Annotated in this window: 17 protein-coding genes; 15 read left to right on the forward strand and 2 right to left on the reverse strand. The window is 61.5% G+C overall.

Annotation, left to right across the window (positions count from 1 at the left end):
- The first annotated feature begins 16 nt into the window (after window positions 1-16).
- The 9 genes from thrS (at window position 17) to BDB13_RS16735 (ending at window position 8,372) form a co-directional block, all read left to right on the forward strand.
- Window positions 17-2,074 (forward strand): threonine--tRNA ligase, encoded by a 2,058-nt coding sequence (gene thrS / locus BDB13_RS16695; protein WP_094272615.1) that lies wholly within the window; start codon window positions 17-19, stop codon window positions 2,072-2,074.
- Window positions 2,071-2,625 carry an HIT family protein gene (locus BDB13_RS16700; RefSeq protein ID WP_094272616.1) on the forward strand — a complete coding sequence of 185 codons (555 nt, stop codon included), beginning with the start codon at window positions 2,071-2,073 and terminating at the stop codon, window positions 2,623-2,625. Before thrS ends, BDB13_RS16700 begins: the two co-directional genes overlap by 4 nt.
- A gap of 27 nt (window positions 2,626-2,652) precedes the next feature.
- The gene (pgsA, locus tag BDB13_RS16705; protein ID WP_094272617.1) at window positions 2,653-3,312 is read left to right on the forward strand and encodes a phosphatidylinositol phosphate synthase; all 660 of its coding nucleotides are present in this window, start codon (window positions 2,653-2,655) and stop codon (window positions 3,310-3,312) included.
- Entirely contained in the window at window positions 3,309-4,211 is a 903-nt protein-coding gene (locus BDB13_RS16710; protein ID WP_094272618.1) for a phosphatidylinositol mannoside acyltransferase, read from the forward strand. Before pgsA ends, BDB13_RS16710 begins: the two co-directional genes overlap by 4 nt.
- Window positions 4,208-5,335, forward strand: coding sequence for a glycosyltransferase family 4 protein (locus BDB13_RS16715; RefSeq protein WP_094272619.1), 1,128 nt, complete (start codon window positions 4,208-4,210; stop codon window positions 5,333-5,335). The genes BDB13_RS16710 and BDB13_RS16715 overlap by 4 nt, the downstream gene beginning before the upstream one ends.
- The gene (locus BDB13_RS16720) at window positions 5,332-6,354 is read left to right on the forward strand and encodes an NUDIX hydrolase (RefSeq protein WP_094272620.1); all 1,023 of its coding nucleotides are present in this window, start codon (window positions 5,332-5,334) and stop codon (window positions 6,352-6,354) included. Before BDB13_RS16715 ends, BDB13_RS16720 begins: the two co-directional genes overlap by 4 nt.
- Before the next feature lie 115 nt (window positions 6,355-6,469).
- Complete coding sequence (gene pdxS / locus BDB13_RS16725) at window positions 6,470-7,378, forward strand: pyridoxal 5'-phosphate synthase lyase subunit PdxS (RefSeq protein ID WP_094272621.1); 909 nt, start codon at window positions 6,470-6,472, stop codon at window positions 7,376-7,378.
- A 26-nt stretch (window positions 7,379-7,404) separates the two neighbouring features.
- The gene (locus BDB13_RS16730; RefSeq protein WP_254922836.1) at window positions 7,405-8,067 is read left to right on the forward strand and encodes an AzlC family ABC transporter permease; all 663 of its coding nucleotides are present in this window, start codon (window positions 7,405-7,407) and stop codon (window positions 8,065-8,067) included.
- Window positions 8,064-8,372: an AzlD domain-containing protein gene (locus tag BDB13_RS16735; RefSeq protein WP_094272623.1), complete on the forward strand. Its 309-nt coding sequence runs from the start codon at window positions 8,064-8,066 to the stop codon at window positions 8,370-8,372. Before BDB13_RS16730 ends, BDB13_RS16735 begins: the two co-directional genes overlap by 4 nt.
- Window positions 8,373-8,392: 20 nt before the next feature.
- On the opposite strand, the gene BDB13_RS16740 is transcribed toward BDB13_RS16735, so the two are convergent.
- Entirely contained in the window at window positions 8,393-8,872 is a 480-nt protein-coding gene (locus BDB13_RS16740; RefSeq protein ID WP_094272624.1) for an SRPBCC family protein, read from the reverse strand.
- A gap of 59 nt (window positions 8,873-8,931) precedes the next feature.
- Between BDB13_RS16740 and BDB13_RS16745 the strand changes: the two genes are divergently transcribed.
- The 3 genes from BDB13_RS16745 (at window position 8,932) to BDB13_RS16755 (ending at window position 11,078) form a co-directional block, all read left to right on the forward strand.
- On the forward strand, window positions 8,932-9,612 hold the full coding sequence (locus BDB13_RS16745) for a methyltransferase domain-containing protein (RefSeq protein WP_094272625.1): 681 nt from the start codon (window positions 8,932-8,934) through the stop codon (window positions 9,610-9,612).
- 138 nt (window positions 9,613-9,750) lie between these two features.
- Window positions 9,751-10,122, forward strand: a complete 372-nt coding sequence (locus tag BDB13_RS16750) for a BlaI/MecI/CopY family transcriptional regulator (RefSeq protein ID WP_217902161.1) — start codon at window positions 9,751-9,753, stop codon at window positions 10,120-10,122.
- Window positions 10,119-11,078: a M56 family metallopeptidase gene (locus BDB13_RS16755; RefSeq protein WP_094272626.1), complete on the forward strand. Its 960-nt coding sequence runs from the start codon at window positions 10,119-10,121 to the stop codon at window positions 11,076-11,078. Before BDB13_RS16750 ends, BDB13_RS16755 begins: the two co-directional genes overlap by 4 nt.
- Here BDB13_RS16755 and BDB13_RS16760 read toward each other — a convergent pair.
- Window positions 11,071-11,559: a hypothetical protein gene (locus tag BDB13_RS16760; protein ID WP_094272627.1), complete on the reverse strand. Its 489-nt coding sequence runs from the start codon at window positions 11,557-11,559 to the stop codon at window positions 11,071-11,073. The genes BDB13_RS16755 and BDB13_RS16760 overlap by 8 nt on opposite strands.
- A 119-nt stretch (window positions 11,560-11,678) precedes the next feature.
- On the opposite strand from BDB13_RS16760, the gene BDB13_RS16765 reads away from it, so the two are divergent.
- The 3 genes from BDB13_RS16765 (at window position 11,679) to BDB13_RS16775 (ending at window position 14,983) form a co-directional block, all read left to right on the forward strand.
- Complete coding sequence (locus BDB13_RS16765; RefSeq protein WP_094272628.1) at window positions 11,679-12,389, forward strand: DsbA family protein; 711 nt, start codon at window positions 11,679-11,681, stop codon at window positions 12,387-12,389.
- Window positions 12,390-12,395: 6 nt separating this feature from the next.
- Window positions 12,396-13,268, forward strand: coding sequence for a cytochrome c biogenesis CcdA family protein (locus tag BDB13_RS16770; RefSeq protein ID WP_094272629.1), 873 nt, complete (start codon window positions 12,396-12,398; stop codon window positions 13,266-13,268).
- Window positions 13,269-13,393: 125 nt separating this feature from the next.
- The gene (locus BDB13_RS16775; RefSeq protein WP_094272630.1) at window positions 13,394-14,983 is read left to right on the forward strand and encodes an HNH endonuclease signature motif containing protein; all 1,590 of its coding nucleotides are present in this window, start codon (window positions 13,394-13,396) and stop codon (window positions 14,981-14,983) included.
- The last annotated feature ends 91 nt before the right edge of the window (window positions 14,984-15,074 follow it).

A 15,074-nucleotide genomic window follows, 5' to 3' on the forward strand; every position in this document is an offset into this window, starting at 1 on the left:
TTAGGAGCACATCGCCGTGACCAGTCCCGCGCCAGAGCACTCAGCCGCCCCACTTCGGGTGCCCGCGGGGACGACCGCCGGGACAGCGGTACGTGAAGCAGGATTCCCCACCAAGGGCCCGGACGTCATCGTTGTTGTTCGTGACAGCGAAGGCACGCTCAAGGACCTTTCGTGGACTCCTGACGTCGATGCCCTGGTCGAACCGGTTGCCGCGTCCACCGAGGACGGCCGCAGCGTTATCCGCCACTCGGCTGCTCACGTTCTGGCACAGGCAGTGCAGAAGGAATTCCCCGATGCGAAGCTGGGCATCGGCCCGCCGATCACCGACGGCTTCTACTACGACTTCGCAGTCGAGCGTCCGTTCACCCCGGAAGATCTGACCAAGCTCGAAAAGCGGATGAAGCAGATCATCAAGGGATCGCAGCGATTCTCGCGTCGTGTTGTCGACTCGATCGAGGACGCGCAGGCCGAGCTGGCGAACGAGCCGTTCAAGCTCGAGCTCATCAACGACAAGTCCGGCATCGACGATCCCGAGGTCATGGAGGTGGGCGGCAACGAGCTGACCATTTACGACAACCTCGATCCGCGTACCGGTGACACCATCTGGTCCGATCTGTGCCGTGGTCCGCACATCCCGACCACCAAGCACATCCCGGCTTTCAAGCTGACCCGCAGTTCCGCTGCCTACTGGCGCGGCAACCAGGACAACGCTGATCTCCAGCGTGTCTACGGCACCGCCTGGGAGTCCACCGAGGCGCAGGATCAGTACCTCGAGCTCCTCGCCGAGGCCGAGCGTCGTGACCACCGCAAGCTCGGTACCGAGCTTGATCTCTTCAGCTTCCCTGACGAGTTGGGTTCCGGCCTACCGGTCTTCCACCCCAAGGGCGGCATCATCCGCACCGAGATGGAGAACTACTCACGTAGCCGCCATATCGAGGCCGGCTACGAGTTCGTCAACACCCCGCACATCACCAAGGGACACCTGTACGAGGTTTCCGGTCACCTGGACTGGTACAAGGACGGAATGTTCCCGGCGATGCACGTCGACGAGGAATTGAACGAGGACGGCACCGTGCGCAAGCCGGGCCAGGATTACTACCTCAAGCCGATGAACTGCCCGATGCACAACCTGATCTTCCGTGCGCGTGGCCGCTCGTACCGCGAATTGCCGTTGCGGCTCTTCGAATTCGGTTCCGTGTACCGCTACGAGAAGTCCGGTGTCATTCACGGTCTGACTCGCGTGCGCGGCATGACTCAGGACGACGCCCACATCTACTGCACCCGTGAGCAGATGCGCGACGAGCTCACCACCACACTGCAGTTCGTTCTCGCACTGCTCAAGGACTACGGTCTCGACGACTTCTACCTCGAGCTGTCCACCAAGAACCCGGACAAGTTCGTCGGCAGCGACGAGGTTTGGGAAGAAGCAACCGCGACACTGGCCGAGGTCGGCGAGGCTTCCGGTTTGACGTTGGTTCCGGACCCGGGCGGAGCTGCGTTCTACGGCCCCAAGATCTCGGTTCAGGTCAAGGACGCGCTCGGACGCACCTGGCAGATGTCCACCATTCAGCTCGACTTCAACTTGCCGGAGCGATTCGACCTCGAATACACCGGCAATGACGGCGTCAAGACCCGTCCGGTCATGATTCACCGTGCGCTGTTCGGCTCGATCGAGCGGTTCTTCGGTGTGCTGACCGAGCATTACGCCGGTGCTTTCCCAGCATGGCTGGCTCCCGTTCAGGTTGTCGGAATCCCGGTGGCCGAGGCCTTCGCCGATCATCTTTTCGACGTCACCAAGAAGCTCAAGTCGGCCGGCGTGCGCGCCGAGGTCGATTTCAGCGACGACCGGATGCAGAAGAAGATCCGCAACCACACCACGCAGAAGGTTCCGTTCATGCTCCTCGCGGGCGAGCGTGACGTGGAAGCCGGCGCTGTCAGCTTCCGTTTCCGCGACGGCACCCAGATCAACGGCATCCCCGTCGACGACGCAGTTCGAATCATCACCGAATGGATCGCGCGCCGCGAAAATGCTTCTCCGACTGCCGAACTGGTGCAGCCAAGTGTGGCGCCATGACAACGCCGGATGACGATGGCCCGGGTTCGTTGATCGACCACGGCGTCGGCGATCCCGATCATCTGCAGCGCATTTGGTCGCCGCACCGCATGTCTTACATCGCGGAGGCGCCTAAGACGCCGGGCGTACCCAACGAGCCGTTCATCGAGATTCCCAAGATGGCCGACGAAGAGGGTTTGATCGTCGCGCGAGGCGAATACGTGTATGCGGTACTGAACCTGTACCCGTACAACCCCGGCCACCTGATGGTGGTTCCGTACCGCAAGGTCGCAGCACTCGAGGATTTGACGCCGGAGGAAAGCGCCGAGTTGATGGCCTTCACCCAGCAGGCGCTGCGTGTGATCAAGCGGGTGTCCAACCCGCATGGTTTCAACGTCGGCCTCAACCTCGGTGCCGCGGCCGGTGGCTCGCTGGCCGAGCATCTGCATCAGCATGTGGTTCCTCGCTGGGGCGGCGACGCCAACTTCATCACCGTTCTGAGTGGTGTGAAGGTCATGCCGCAGCTGTTGCGTGACACCCGAGGGCTACTGGCGCGGGCCTGGAATGACTGACAATTTGTCGCAAGAAGGGGTTGTTCGGTGCTGAGTATCTTCGGACGCGCATCGGTGTCCAAGGTAACGGCACCGATGGGTCAAGCGCTGATCAAGACCGGTTTGACTCCCGATGCCGTGACAATCATCGGAACGGTCGCGACGGTTGCCGGTGCGGTGACGCTGTTCCCGTCCGGGCACTTGTTCTGGGGAACTATCTTCATCTGGTTCTTTGTCATGTTCGACATGTTGGACGGTGCGATGGCCCGTGCGCGTGGCGGCGGAACGCGTTACGGCGCGGTTCTCGACGCCACGTGTGACCGAGTTGCCGATGGCGCGATCTTCGCTGGCTTGGCGTGGTGGGCGGTGTACCACGAAAACAACAAATGGCTGTTGGTGGCGACGCTCATCTGCCTCGTCACGTCGCAGGTCATTTCCTACGCGAAGGCTCGCGCCGAAGCGAGTGGACTGACCGCCGACGGCGGCTGGATCGAGCGTCCGGACCGGCTGGTCATCGTGCTCGCGGGTGCCGGTCTCACGGGACTCGGATTGCCCTGGGCAATCCACATCGCCATGTGGGTTCTCGCTGCGGGCAGTATCGTGACAGTTTTCCAACGGGTGCTCGCGGTGCGAAATTCGCCGGGAGCTCGGGAGCTTCTGCCGATCACACCGCCGACACCCAAGACTGAAGGTGAGTCCGACAAGTGAGTGTTGCCGAGCGCGCTACTGATCTGGGTTACGCCGCCGGTTGGCGTCTGGTTCGCAGTCTTCCGGAGTCGGTGGCAGTCAAGCTTTTTGACGCCGGCGCTGATTTTGCGGTCCGCAAGGGTGGACCGGAACAGTTGCGTCGTAACTTGGCGCGCGTGCTCGGCACAACTCCCGAGAATGTCCCGGATCAGTTGATCAAGGACTCGATGCGCTCGTACGCACGGTATTGGCGTGAGGCTTTCCGTCTACCCTCGATGGATTTGGTGGAGACGGGTAAGGCACTGGATTCGCTCATCGAGGGGCAGGAATACCTTGACGCCGCGATGGCCGCCGGCAACGGCGCCATTCTGGCCTTGCCGCACAGCGGAAACTGGGACATGGCGGGGGTGTGGTGCGCCCAGCACTGGAACGGTTTCTCTACCGTCGCAGAACGTTTGAAGCCGGAATCGCTGTATCAACGATTTGTCGATTACCGCGAGAGTCTCGGTTTCGAGGTGTTTCCGCTCAGTGGTGGCGAGCAGCCGCCGATTGTGGAGCTCTCGAAGCGGTTGCGGGACAATCGGATCGTCTGCCTGCTCGGTGAGCGGGACCTGGCGAAGCACGGTGTGCCCGTCAATTTCTTCGGTGAACCGACCCGGATGCCGGCGGGTCCGGCAAAATTGGCCATCGACACCGGTGCCCATCTACTTCCCGTGCACTGCTGGTTCACGCCCGACGGTTGGGGATTCAAGGTCGATCCGCCCATCGACGTGTCCGGCGGAGTCGGCCCGGCTACTCAGGCGCTCGCAGACCAGTTTGCGATCAATATTGCGGCCCACCCGGCGGATTGGCACATGCTGCAACCGCTCTGGCGTTCCGACCTCTCCGAATCGCGGCTCGCCCGCATGGAGGGTGAATGAAAATCGGCATGATCTGCCCGTATTCGTTCGACGTGCCCGGTGGGGTGCAGGCGCACGTGGTGGACCTGGCCGAGGTTCTGATCGAACGTGGCCACAAGGTGAGCGTCCTGGCGCCGTCGTCGGACGACGACGAACTGCCGGACTTCGTCGTCTCCGCCGGTAAGGCCGTCGCGATTCCGTACAACGGTTCGGTCGCTCGTTTGTCCTTCGGTCCTACAGCCAATGCGCGCCTGCGTAAGTTCATTGCCGACGGTGACTTCGACGTCCTGCACATTCATGAACCGAACGCACCCAGCTTGTCGATGCTGGCGTTGCGTATCGCCGAAGGGCCCATCGTCGCCACGTTCCACACGTCGACGACAAAATCATTGGCCCTGAGTACCTTTCAAGGTGTTCTGGCGCCGTATCTGGAAAAGATCAGCGGACGCATCGCAGTCTCGGAGTTGGCGCGTCGGTGGCAGGTCGAATCTCTCGGATCCGACGCGGTGGAGATCCCGAACGGTGTCGACGTTTCCGCGTTTGCCGACGCGGCACTCCTACCGGGTTATCCGCGCGAGGGTGGGACGGTCCTGTTTCTGGGTCGCTACGACGAACCACGCAAGGGGATGGACGTGCTGCTCGGCGCATTGCCGGCGCTGGTCGAGCGCTATCCCGGCCTCGAAGTCATTGTGGTGGGGCGCGGGGACGAGGAAAAACTCCGCAAGGATGCGGGTAAGTACTTCAAGCATTTGCGTCTCCTCGGCCAGGTCAGTGACGAGGAGAAGGCGTCGGCGCTACGTAGCGCCGATGTGTACTGCGCACCGAACCTGGGTGGGGAGAGCTTCGGAATTGTGTTGGTCGAGGCAATGGCCGCCGGTACTGCCGTAGTAGCCAGCGAACTCGACGCATTCCGCCGGGTACTGCGTGACGGCCAAGCCGGGTTGTTGGTTCCGATCGGGAATTCCGATGCCCTGGCTGAGGCGATCGACTCGGTTCTCGGTGATCCGGACCGGCGGCGGGCATTGGTCAATACGGCGACCGCTGTTGTAGCCGAATATGACTGGCCGGTTGTTGCGGAGCAGATTCTTCGTGTGTACGAGACAGTGACAGTGGGCGGCAGCGGCGTGCGTGTGGTGGGATCGTGACTTTCTCTGCACTCACAATTTTTGTCCTCGGACTCGTTGCCTCCATTGTTCTGGTCATCGGGCTGTGGGCCTACGGGACGGCTAACCGGCTGGACCGACTGCACGTTCGCTCGGACCAGTCGTGGCTGGCGCTCGACGCGGCATTGTCGCGGCGTGCCGCCGTGGTTCGTGCCGCAGCTGTCGACATGAGCGCTGATGACGCCCGAAGGTTCGTGACCTTGGCTGATGCCGCCGAGCGGGCTGATCGACCTGACCGAGAGTTGGCCGAGAACAAGCTCTCCAACGCTCTGGCTGCCTATGGAACTACGTCTCTGCGGCCCCAGCTTGTTGCTGAGTTGGCCGACGCCGAGGCTCGGGTACTGATTGCACGTCGATTCCACAACGATGCCGTCCGCGATACTCTCGCGCTTCGAACCCGCAGGCTCGTCCGCTGGCTCCACCTTGGTGGAACAGCACCGCTGCCACAGTATTTCGAGATCTCCGAGCGGACGACGGCGGCTGCGGTGCCTGAGGGAATTACCGTCGACACGTCACGAACGTCGGCGCGCGTCGTTCTGCTCGACGAGCAGGATCGGGTGCTGCTGCTTCGCGGACACGATCCGCAGATCCCGAACTCGCATTTCTGGTTCACAGTCGGCGGGGGATTGGAGCGTGGTGAGCACCTCCGCGCGGCCGCAGTTCGTGAGATCGCCGAGGAAACCGGATTGGTTGTGACGGGGGAGGACCTCCGGGGTCCACTGTGGCGCCGTGTTGCGATCTTCCCGTTCGACGGGGAGCTGATCCGGAGCGAAGAACTCTTCTTCACCACGCGCACACACGGTTTCACACCCGTATTCAAGGGCCACACCGAGTTGGAGCAGCGAGCAATTTCCGGCTTCCGTTGGTGCAGCGCCGATGACATCCGGGAACTTTCCAAATCCGGGGAACCTGTTTACCCGCTTGACCTGGCAAATCTGCTTGCAGAAGCTGCGACTATTGCAGACGGAACCGAAGACCCGGCCGTACGTTCTATTCGTTGATCTCACCGCTCCGGCGATTTAAGGCCAGCAAAGCGAAATTGGCTACGGATTTAAGGTCCGGTTCGTTCTAGAGTTTTGGCGTTCGATCATCACGCCACTACTGCAGGAGTTTGCTGTGAGCACCCCCAGTTCTGCCCCCGTAACTGCCGTCGGCACTGCGCGCGTCAAGCGCGGCATGGCTGAAATGCTCAAGGGCGGTGTGATCATGGACGTGGTCACCGCTGAGCAGGCCAAGATCGCCGAAGACGCCGGCGCCGTTGCCGTCATGGCACTCGAGCGGGTCCCCGCAGACATCCGTGCTCAGGGCGGCGTCTCGCGCATGAGTGACCCCGACATGATCGACAGCATCATTGCCACCGTCAGTATCCCGGTCATGGCCAAGGCACGTATCGGTCACTTCGTCGAAGCGCAGATCCTGCAGAGCCTCGGCGTCGACTACATCGACGAGTCCGAGGTTCTCACCCCGGCCGACTATGCCAACCACATCGACAAGTGGAAGTTCACCGCTCCCTTCGTTTGTGGCGCCACCAACTTGGGTGAAGCACTGCGTCGTATCAACGAAGGCGCGGCCATGATCCGCTCCAAGGGTGAGGCCGGCACCGGCGACGTCTCCAACGCCACCACTCACATGCGGACCATCCGCGGCGAGATCCGTCGTCTCACCTCGATGAGCGAAGACGAACTGTACGTTGCGGCAAAGGAACTGCAGGCTCCGTACGAGTTGGTCGTCGAGGTTGCCAAGGCCGGAAAGCTCCCCGTCACCATGTTCACCGCCGGTGGCATCGCCACCCCCGCCGACGCTGCGATGATGATGCAGCTCGGCGCCGAAGGCGTTTTCGTCGGCTCGGGAATCTTCAAGTCGGGTAACCCGCAGCAGCGCGCCGAGGCAATCGTCAAGGCCACCACCTTCTTCGACGACCCGGACGTGCTTGCCAAGGTTTCCCGCGGACTGGGCGAAGCCATGGTCGGCATCAACGTCGACGAGCTGCCGGTTGGTCACCGTCTCGCTGAGCGCGGCTGGTGATTTTCCCGAGGCGGTAATCTGTCTCGGTGCCTGATCGTCAATCCCTAGCTGCTCTACTTCCGTTGGGGTTGGCGATGGCATTGGTCGGTGCGTCGTTCGGAGCGGTTGCGGTCGCGGCGGGGGTGTCGCTGCCGCAGGTTCTCGCTCTCTCCGTTGTCGTGTACGCGGGCGGAGCTCAGTTTCTGGTAGTGGCGGCGGTGGTTGCAGGGGCAGCCCCCGCCGCCGTTGTCTTCGGTGGGCTACTTCTCAATGCCCGCCACCTGCCGTACGGTCTGGTGCTCGCCGACGTTCTGCGAGGCAGCTGGCCCTCACGTATTTTCGGCGCACACCTGATGACCGATGAGGCCACCGCCTTCACCACAGCAGAACTTGCGTCCCATGGTGACGTTGCCCGCGCCCGAAAGACGTTCTTCGCGGCCGGGATAACGCTGTTCCTGGCCTGGAATGTCGGCACCGCGATAGGTGCAGTGGGAGGGAATTTTCTCGGTGATCCCAACGCGCTCGGTATCGACGCGGCCTTTCCCGCAGCACTCCTCGCACTCACAGCAGGGGCGTGGCGCACTCGGGTGGATCGCCGTGTTGCGTTGCTGGGGGCAGCCGTCGCGGTGGTAGCCACGCCCGTACTGCCGGCCGGACTCGGCGTCATCGCCGGATTGCTGGGCCTGATCGCAGCGGGACGTGGCCGGTGAGTTGGTGGATTATCGGTCTGATTGCTTTGGGCACGTTCGGTTTTCGCGTCGCCGGTCCGTTGTTGCGTGAGCGGATACATCTCAGTCCACGGTCGGTGCGAATGCTCGGGTTGGGTGCTACTGCGCTACTGGTCTCGTTGGCCGCAACTCAAACGGTGTACTCGGGCGAGGGCTTTGCCGGGTGGGCGCGGGTTCTCGGCGTAGCGGTGGCCGGTGTATTGATCTGGCGCCGTGCGCCTTTCGTGGTAGTTGTCGTGGGTGCGGCAGCACTGACGGCCTTGCTACGTCTGGCGGGAATCGTCTGAAGTCGAGGGTGTTCGCTACGTTAGCGTTCGAGTGCAGCCAGCACTTCGGGATTCGAGCATCCTTTCGCGAATCCGCTGATACGCCTTTCGATATCGCGGCCGAGAATGTGCACTCCAATCCGTTCGGCGATGGGAGCGAGCCACGCCGGTCGGCAGGTGAAGCTGTAACGCCAGGTCGCCACAGTCCTGTTGTTGTCGCCGTCCACCGGTACGAAGCGCCATCCGGCAGCTAGATTCTCGAGAAACCACGGTCCTTCGATCATCTTCATCCCGACATTGGTGGGGGGATTGTAAGAGACGTATTGGCTGATCATTTTCAGATGCCAATGGTGGTGGGTGAGGGTCCGAACGCCACGTGCGGGTTCGTCGGCTCCGTCCAGAAACTTCTGCGATGCGATGAACGGATCCCACAGTAATCGAGTCGTGCCTGTGGTTTGAGAAACAGCAAAGGCGATGTGGGTGCTAACCGGGATCTCGACACTCGACTCGATGACTGGCATGAACTCATGCTGTCACGAACGGGGCTAGTCTCACGACTGTGAGTGCTCGAGAGAAACCTATGATCAAGTCCGGAATCGGCGACGTGCTTGTCACCTCCAGATCCTTCGTCGAATATGTTGCGATGTTCTCCATCACCGATGCCGATCTTGCGGGAACAATTCTGGATTGCCCGGCGGGCGCCGCGTCGTTCAGTGCCGTTGCCAGAGAGCGTGGAACTGCCGTGACGGCCTGCGATGTGGCATATGGCGATATGGCCCGAACCGTGGCGAATGCGGGAGCCGAGGCTATTCGTGGGAACGAGTACGTCGAAGCGAATCCCGAACAATTCTCTGGCGAATTCTTCACCGATGCCAATCATCATTTGAGTCATCGTCTGCAGGCGTCTGAGGACTTCGCCAGGGATGTTGCGGAGAATCCTGACTCGTATGTCGTTGCAGCACTTCCCGATCTGCCGTTCGATAACCGTTCTTTCGATCTCGTCCTGTCGTCGCATCTCCTGTTTACCTACGGCGATCGGTTCGATCAAGGGACTCACCTGCAGTTCCTTCGTGAGCTGCTCCGAGTGGCGCGGAAAGAGTTGCGGATATTTCCCTTGGTCTCTCATGTGACCCACCAGCGGTATGAGCATCTTGATGCGCTCCGGAAGGTGCTGCGTGCCGACGTAGTCGAAACCGAGATCGTGGCGGTGGATTACGACTTCGAGATCGATGCTCAGGAGATGCTCGTCTGCATCCGGTGAAAAACGTTATCTCGGCTCTGCCGAGTGGTGTGTCCTGTCGAGAAGGCGCCGGCTAGGGGGTGGCCGATCGGGTTGTGCGACTGGCGGCTGATCAATTCCCGCTAGCATTGCTCCGATAGGGAACTCGAGACGGAAATGGTGTCAGCTGTGATCGGATTGGGTGAACTCGAGGCAGCAGTCATGGAGGTGTTGTGGGGAGCGGACTCGGCACTACGAGTCCGAGACGTGATGGACCGACTCACGCCTCCTCGTCCACTCGCGTACACCACCGTGATGACGGTTCTGGATAACTTGCACTCCAAGCACATGGTGACCCGTGAGCGGAACGGACGTGCGTACCGCTACCGCGCCAGTAGGTCACGGGAGGAGCAGGCTGTCGAACTGCTCCGCGAAGTGCTCCGCTCCAGCGGGAATGCTGAACAGGTCATGCTGCATTTCGCCAGCTCGGCGAGCGACGAAGAATCCAAGATTCTTCGCCGCGCGGCACGTAGAACGTCGAAGCACAAATGATTCTCGCTGCAAGCCTGTGCGCGGCCGCGCTCGTCATCGGCGTGACGGCACCGCACTATCTCCGACCTTTGCTGTCACCCACCCGCAACCCGAGCCTCGCGCTTTCGGCTTGGACGATTTCACTGGTTCTTTTTGTACTTACTCTGGTAGCGACCCCGGTCGCGCTGGTAACTCGGCCGGGGCAGTACATGCCGCGCCTGCGATCACTTGTCCTGACCTGTGCCGAGTCGCTGCAGAACGATGATCAACTAGCGTGGGTGCCCTTCGCTCAACTGGTCCTCGTCTCAGCGGCAATCGCGCTTGTACTTCGGATCGGATTCGTTGGGTTCACGTTGATCGCACGCCACCGACAGCACACTGCTCAGCACCTGGCGATGCTGAAATTGGTGTGCCATAAGACGTCTCGCGATGGTGTATCGGAGACGCTGTGGCTGAAGAGCGACCGTCCGGCGGCATACAGTATCGCAGCCGGTCGTGGCGTCGTCGTTGCGACCGACGGGTTGTCTGCTCTTACGGCGCAACAGCAGCGGGCAGTACTTGGGCATGAGCGTGCGCATTTGCGTGGCAGGCACCATCAGTTGGTGTTGTTTGCCGAAATTCTCAGTGCAGCACTACCGTTCGTTCCGTTGTGCCGCCAAGCGCCGGATTGGCTTCGTGTTCTTACAGAACTGGCGGCAGATCGTCATGCCGCTCGCGAATTCGGGACCGATGCAGTTCGATCCGCGCTGGTGCGGTCCTCCGGCCGACGCGTCGATAGTCGGAATGATCCGCTGGGCACAACATTCCGGTCGCCGACGGCAGTATCGGATCGGATTCATTGGCTCGACGCGATGCCGGAGCGAGGACAGGTTTCGTCTGCCGTCGACTATTCGGTGGGCGCACTGTTGTCGGCAGTGCCGTTGTTCCTTGTCATCGCAGCGGGTTTCGGCTCGGTCGCTATTTTCTGTCTTACCTGACGGCGGCCAGGTCGGTTGTGCAGGCGCCGTCAGAGCAATCACGTCGGCGCCACCGATAGGTTACGGCCATGGTGAGTAGGGCAAGTGAAACCACTGCGAGTATCGGCTGAATCGGCGCCCAGATCCCGAGTGCCCCCGAAACTCCGAGCGCAGCGACGACGAGTTTGTTGCAGACCGGGCAGCCGACTGCGAACACGGCGAGCGCAACCCCGGCGTACGCCTTGGTTGGGCGTTCATCACTGCGCGGTGGCGCTTGGATTCCGAACCAGGCAGCGGTAAGTAGCACCGTCGCACCGAAGACGGGGTACTCCCACCAGCGAACAGGGACCTCCCGGCTGAACAGGGCGGTATCGACGATATCAGTGGGAACTCCGACGATCAGTGCCGTTACTGCTCCCGATACAACGGCGCGCAGCCAGTGGGGTCGGGTACGAAATTTTCGCTCGGTAACGGCGTTCTGCGGGGAATCTGGGGCGGGCATGGAGTCCTCTCCGGATGTGGATGGCGCAGTCGCCAACTACTAAGTAGCTTAGTAGTTGTACTACTATCCTTGATAGTAGTTAAGCGTGCGTACGAACCAGTCGGGTCGAGAGGTCATCAGTGGGAGCAACACGCAAAAAGCCTGGAATCCGTCGAGAATTCTGGTTGATCGGAATCCTGGCGGTGGTGGCTGTCGTGCTCGGCACGGTCCTCGTGATCGGCAACAACGGTGAAGAAAAATCAGGCGCATTAACGCCGCCGGTTGTGGCCATGGTGGGTCCCGCCGGGGATCACTCACGACGTATCAGCGGTGACCCTCTGGCAATCGGCTCCGTGGATGCCCCGGTGGTACTGGTGGAGTATTCCGACTATCGATGCCCGTTCTGCGCGAAGTTCAGTCGTGACACTGAGCCTGCGTTGATCGAGAAGTACGTCAACGATGGCGTATTGCGAATGGAATGGCGCGATCTGCCGATCTTCGGTGAACAATCAACTGCCGCAGCGCGGGCCGGTCGCGCCGCAGCCGCCCAGGGCAAGTTCTGGGAGTACAACTCGGCCCTGTATTCGCAGGCTCCCGACCGAGGGCACCCCGACCTCACCGCGGCAACACTCAATGACATTGCCGCAAAGGCCGGTGTGCCCGATCTCCAGCGATTCGAAGCTGATGCCGCAAGTTCGAAATTTGACGAATCAATTTCGCGAGACATGTACGAAGCCAGGATGATCGGCATTTCGAGCACTCCGTCGTTTATCGTCAACGGCACTCCCGTCCTCGGAGCGCAGCCTCTGACGACCTTCGAACAGGTAATTGATCGGGCTGCGGGACTCTAGCGGCGAATGACGAATATCGGATTGGTCGGAGCCTTCTTCGGCGGCTTGCTTTCGCTGGTCAGTCCCTGCTCGGCGCTGTTGCTGCCGTCTTTTTTTGCCTACGCGTTCGACGGGATCGGACGCCTCGCGATGAGGACCGCTCTCTTCTACGTCGGTCTGGCCACCGTCCTGATGCCGCTCGGTGCGGGACTCGGCATGATGGGGTCCGCCCTGGTCGAGCACCGCACGCTCATAACCCTGATCAGCGGCGTCGTTTTGATCGTCCTCGGTGTTCTGGCGGTTCTGGGAAAAGGCTTTGCCTTCGCGCCGGCCCAACGAGCGTCGCAATCGATCACGGTCTCGGGTTCAGTGTCGGTCTTTGCGCTCGGCGCGGTATACGGGTTTGCAGGATTCTGCTCAGGCCCGTTGCTTGGCAGTGTTCTCACTGTCGCAGTCTCCGGTGGATCGGCGGGGTATGGCGCGGTTCTGATGGCGTTGTACGCCTTGGGAATGGCGATGCCGTTGTTCCTGCTTGCCCTGGTCTGGGACCGATTTGACCTCGGTCGGCGAAGCTGGCTTCGAGGGCGAGCGATAAAACTCGGTCCGCTGACCACACATACAACATCTCTGATCTCGGGCTTGCTGTTCATTACTATCGGAATGCTGTTTCTGCTCACAGACGGAACCGCGAATCTCGGTGCAGTGATGGGTGTCGACGACCAGTTTTCGCTGCAGGTTGCCGCCGGCAATGTGGCAGAGAAATTTTCCGATCTCGGTGTTCTGCTGGCGGTCGTGCTGGTAGCCCTCGTGGTGTTGACGGTTCGACTCTTCCGGAGAATGCGGGCTGAAGCGGCTGAATTGGCGGTTGATGCCGCCGCGTCAAACGAATCTGATGTGTAGCTTCCAGTCCAGGGAATTTGACCGAAAAAGCTAGCAGCCCTGGATGTTCCACCAATATTCGGACTTTTCCGACCGATTTGGCTGCAACTGTTGTCTCCGAACATAGTTTCGAATACGGTGGGGGGATGTTGGAGTCGGGGGTGGGAAATTGCGGTCCGTCAGCACCGCTGACCGGTACCGAATCCGATTGCGCCCTCATCGATCTCATCTCCGAACTGCATTCGTGTGAAGCGAAGTTGGTGGAGCGCAAACTTGCTGCGATTGCCGAGTTTTTCACCCGCCGTAGCGCCGAGCACACGGCCTCGGGGACGTGGTCGTCCACGGCGCACGAGTTGGCGGAATCGGAGATCGGGGCGGTGTTGACGATGGGCCGCTCAGCGGCCGGGAAACTCATCGGCCTGGGTTTCGCGTTGAAGACCCGCCTGCACCGTACCCGGGAGGCGATGGCGCGCGGAGAACTGGATCTCTACCGGGTCGGGTTGATCGAATCGGCCACTGCGAATGTGTCGGATGATTTGATCGACGATGTGGAACGCCTTGTCCTGGAACAGGTCTTGTCTCCGGCCGTGGATGGTGGGACGGGGTTGACGGGTCGCCGGTTGACCGGCGTGATCGATCGGATTGTGGCGCGGGTGGATCCGGAGGGGATGCGGGAGCGCCGTCGCCGTGCGTTGGCGGACCGGTTTGTCGGGGTCAGTGCCATGGAGGACGGGATGGCCCGGATCGTGGGCAGTATTCCGGCGGAGCAGGCCCGACTGTTCGACGGTCGGTTGCGGGAGTTGGCTCTGTCGGTGTGCCGGGATGATTCGCGGACGTATGAGCAGCGGCGGGCGGATGCGTTGGGTGCGTTGTTGGATGGTTCGGCGGTGTTGCCGTGTGATTGTGGCCGGGTGGATTGCGTGCAGGATCGGTCGGGGTTGGCGGTGGTGCGTCGTCCGTTGGTGGTTGTGGTGATGTCGGAGTCGACGTACAGCAACAGCAGCGACGGTGGTGACGAGCCGGCACATCTGGACGGACACGGCGTGATCAGTGCCGAGCACGCCCGGGAGATCGCGAAGGACGCCATCGTCAAGGAAGTGCGGGTGCCGGCAGATGTAGTGCCTGAGCCTGCCTCGGATTCACTGCCGGCGTCGGCGTTCGTCTACCGCCCTGGCGCGGCATTGGATACGTGGCTACGGGCGGCGGCGGGGAGTTGTCAGTGGTTGCACTGCGACGTCCCGGCGTGGAATTGCGATCTTGATCATCTGGTGCCGTTCGATCATGCCGATCCCGCCAATGGTGGGAAAACGATCGCGTCGAATTTGTCGGCGTATTGCCGAAATCATCATCGGCTCAAGCATTCCGGCCGCTGGTTGCACACCCCGAACCTGGATCGGACGGTCAGCCTGGTTTCTGCGACGGGGCATTGTTACCGGACCCGGGCGGCGGGATTGCTGGCGGGATCAACCGATCCGATCCCACCGGAGGGTGGGCCGGCGCGGCGGACGAGGTTGGAGAACAAGGCTGCCCGGGTTCGGGGTGAACGCCGGCGTCGGCGTGCGCTGATGGATGTTCGGGCTGAGAAGTTGGCGCGGCGGGAGCGGCGGCTGGAAGTTCGGAAGCGGACTCGGTTGTTGCAGCGGTTGATGCGGGTGCGGGCAACAGCGTCGGGACGTAAGTATGTGGTTCGTGGGCGGAGGCCGGTGGATTACGGGGATGATCCGCCACCGTTCTGAGTGCGACCGTTCTGAGGCCATTTATCGGGTGCGAGGCGATGCGGTCAAGATGATTCGGGAGATCGAGCCGACCACGATTGACGAGCATCGC

It is taken from the genome of Rhodococcus sp. OK302, assembly GCF_002245895.1.
In the GTDB taxonomy this organism is placed as follows: Bacteria; Actinomycetota; Actinomycetes; order Mycobacteriales; family Mycobacteriaceae; genus Rhodococcus_F.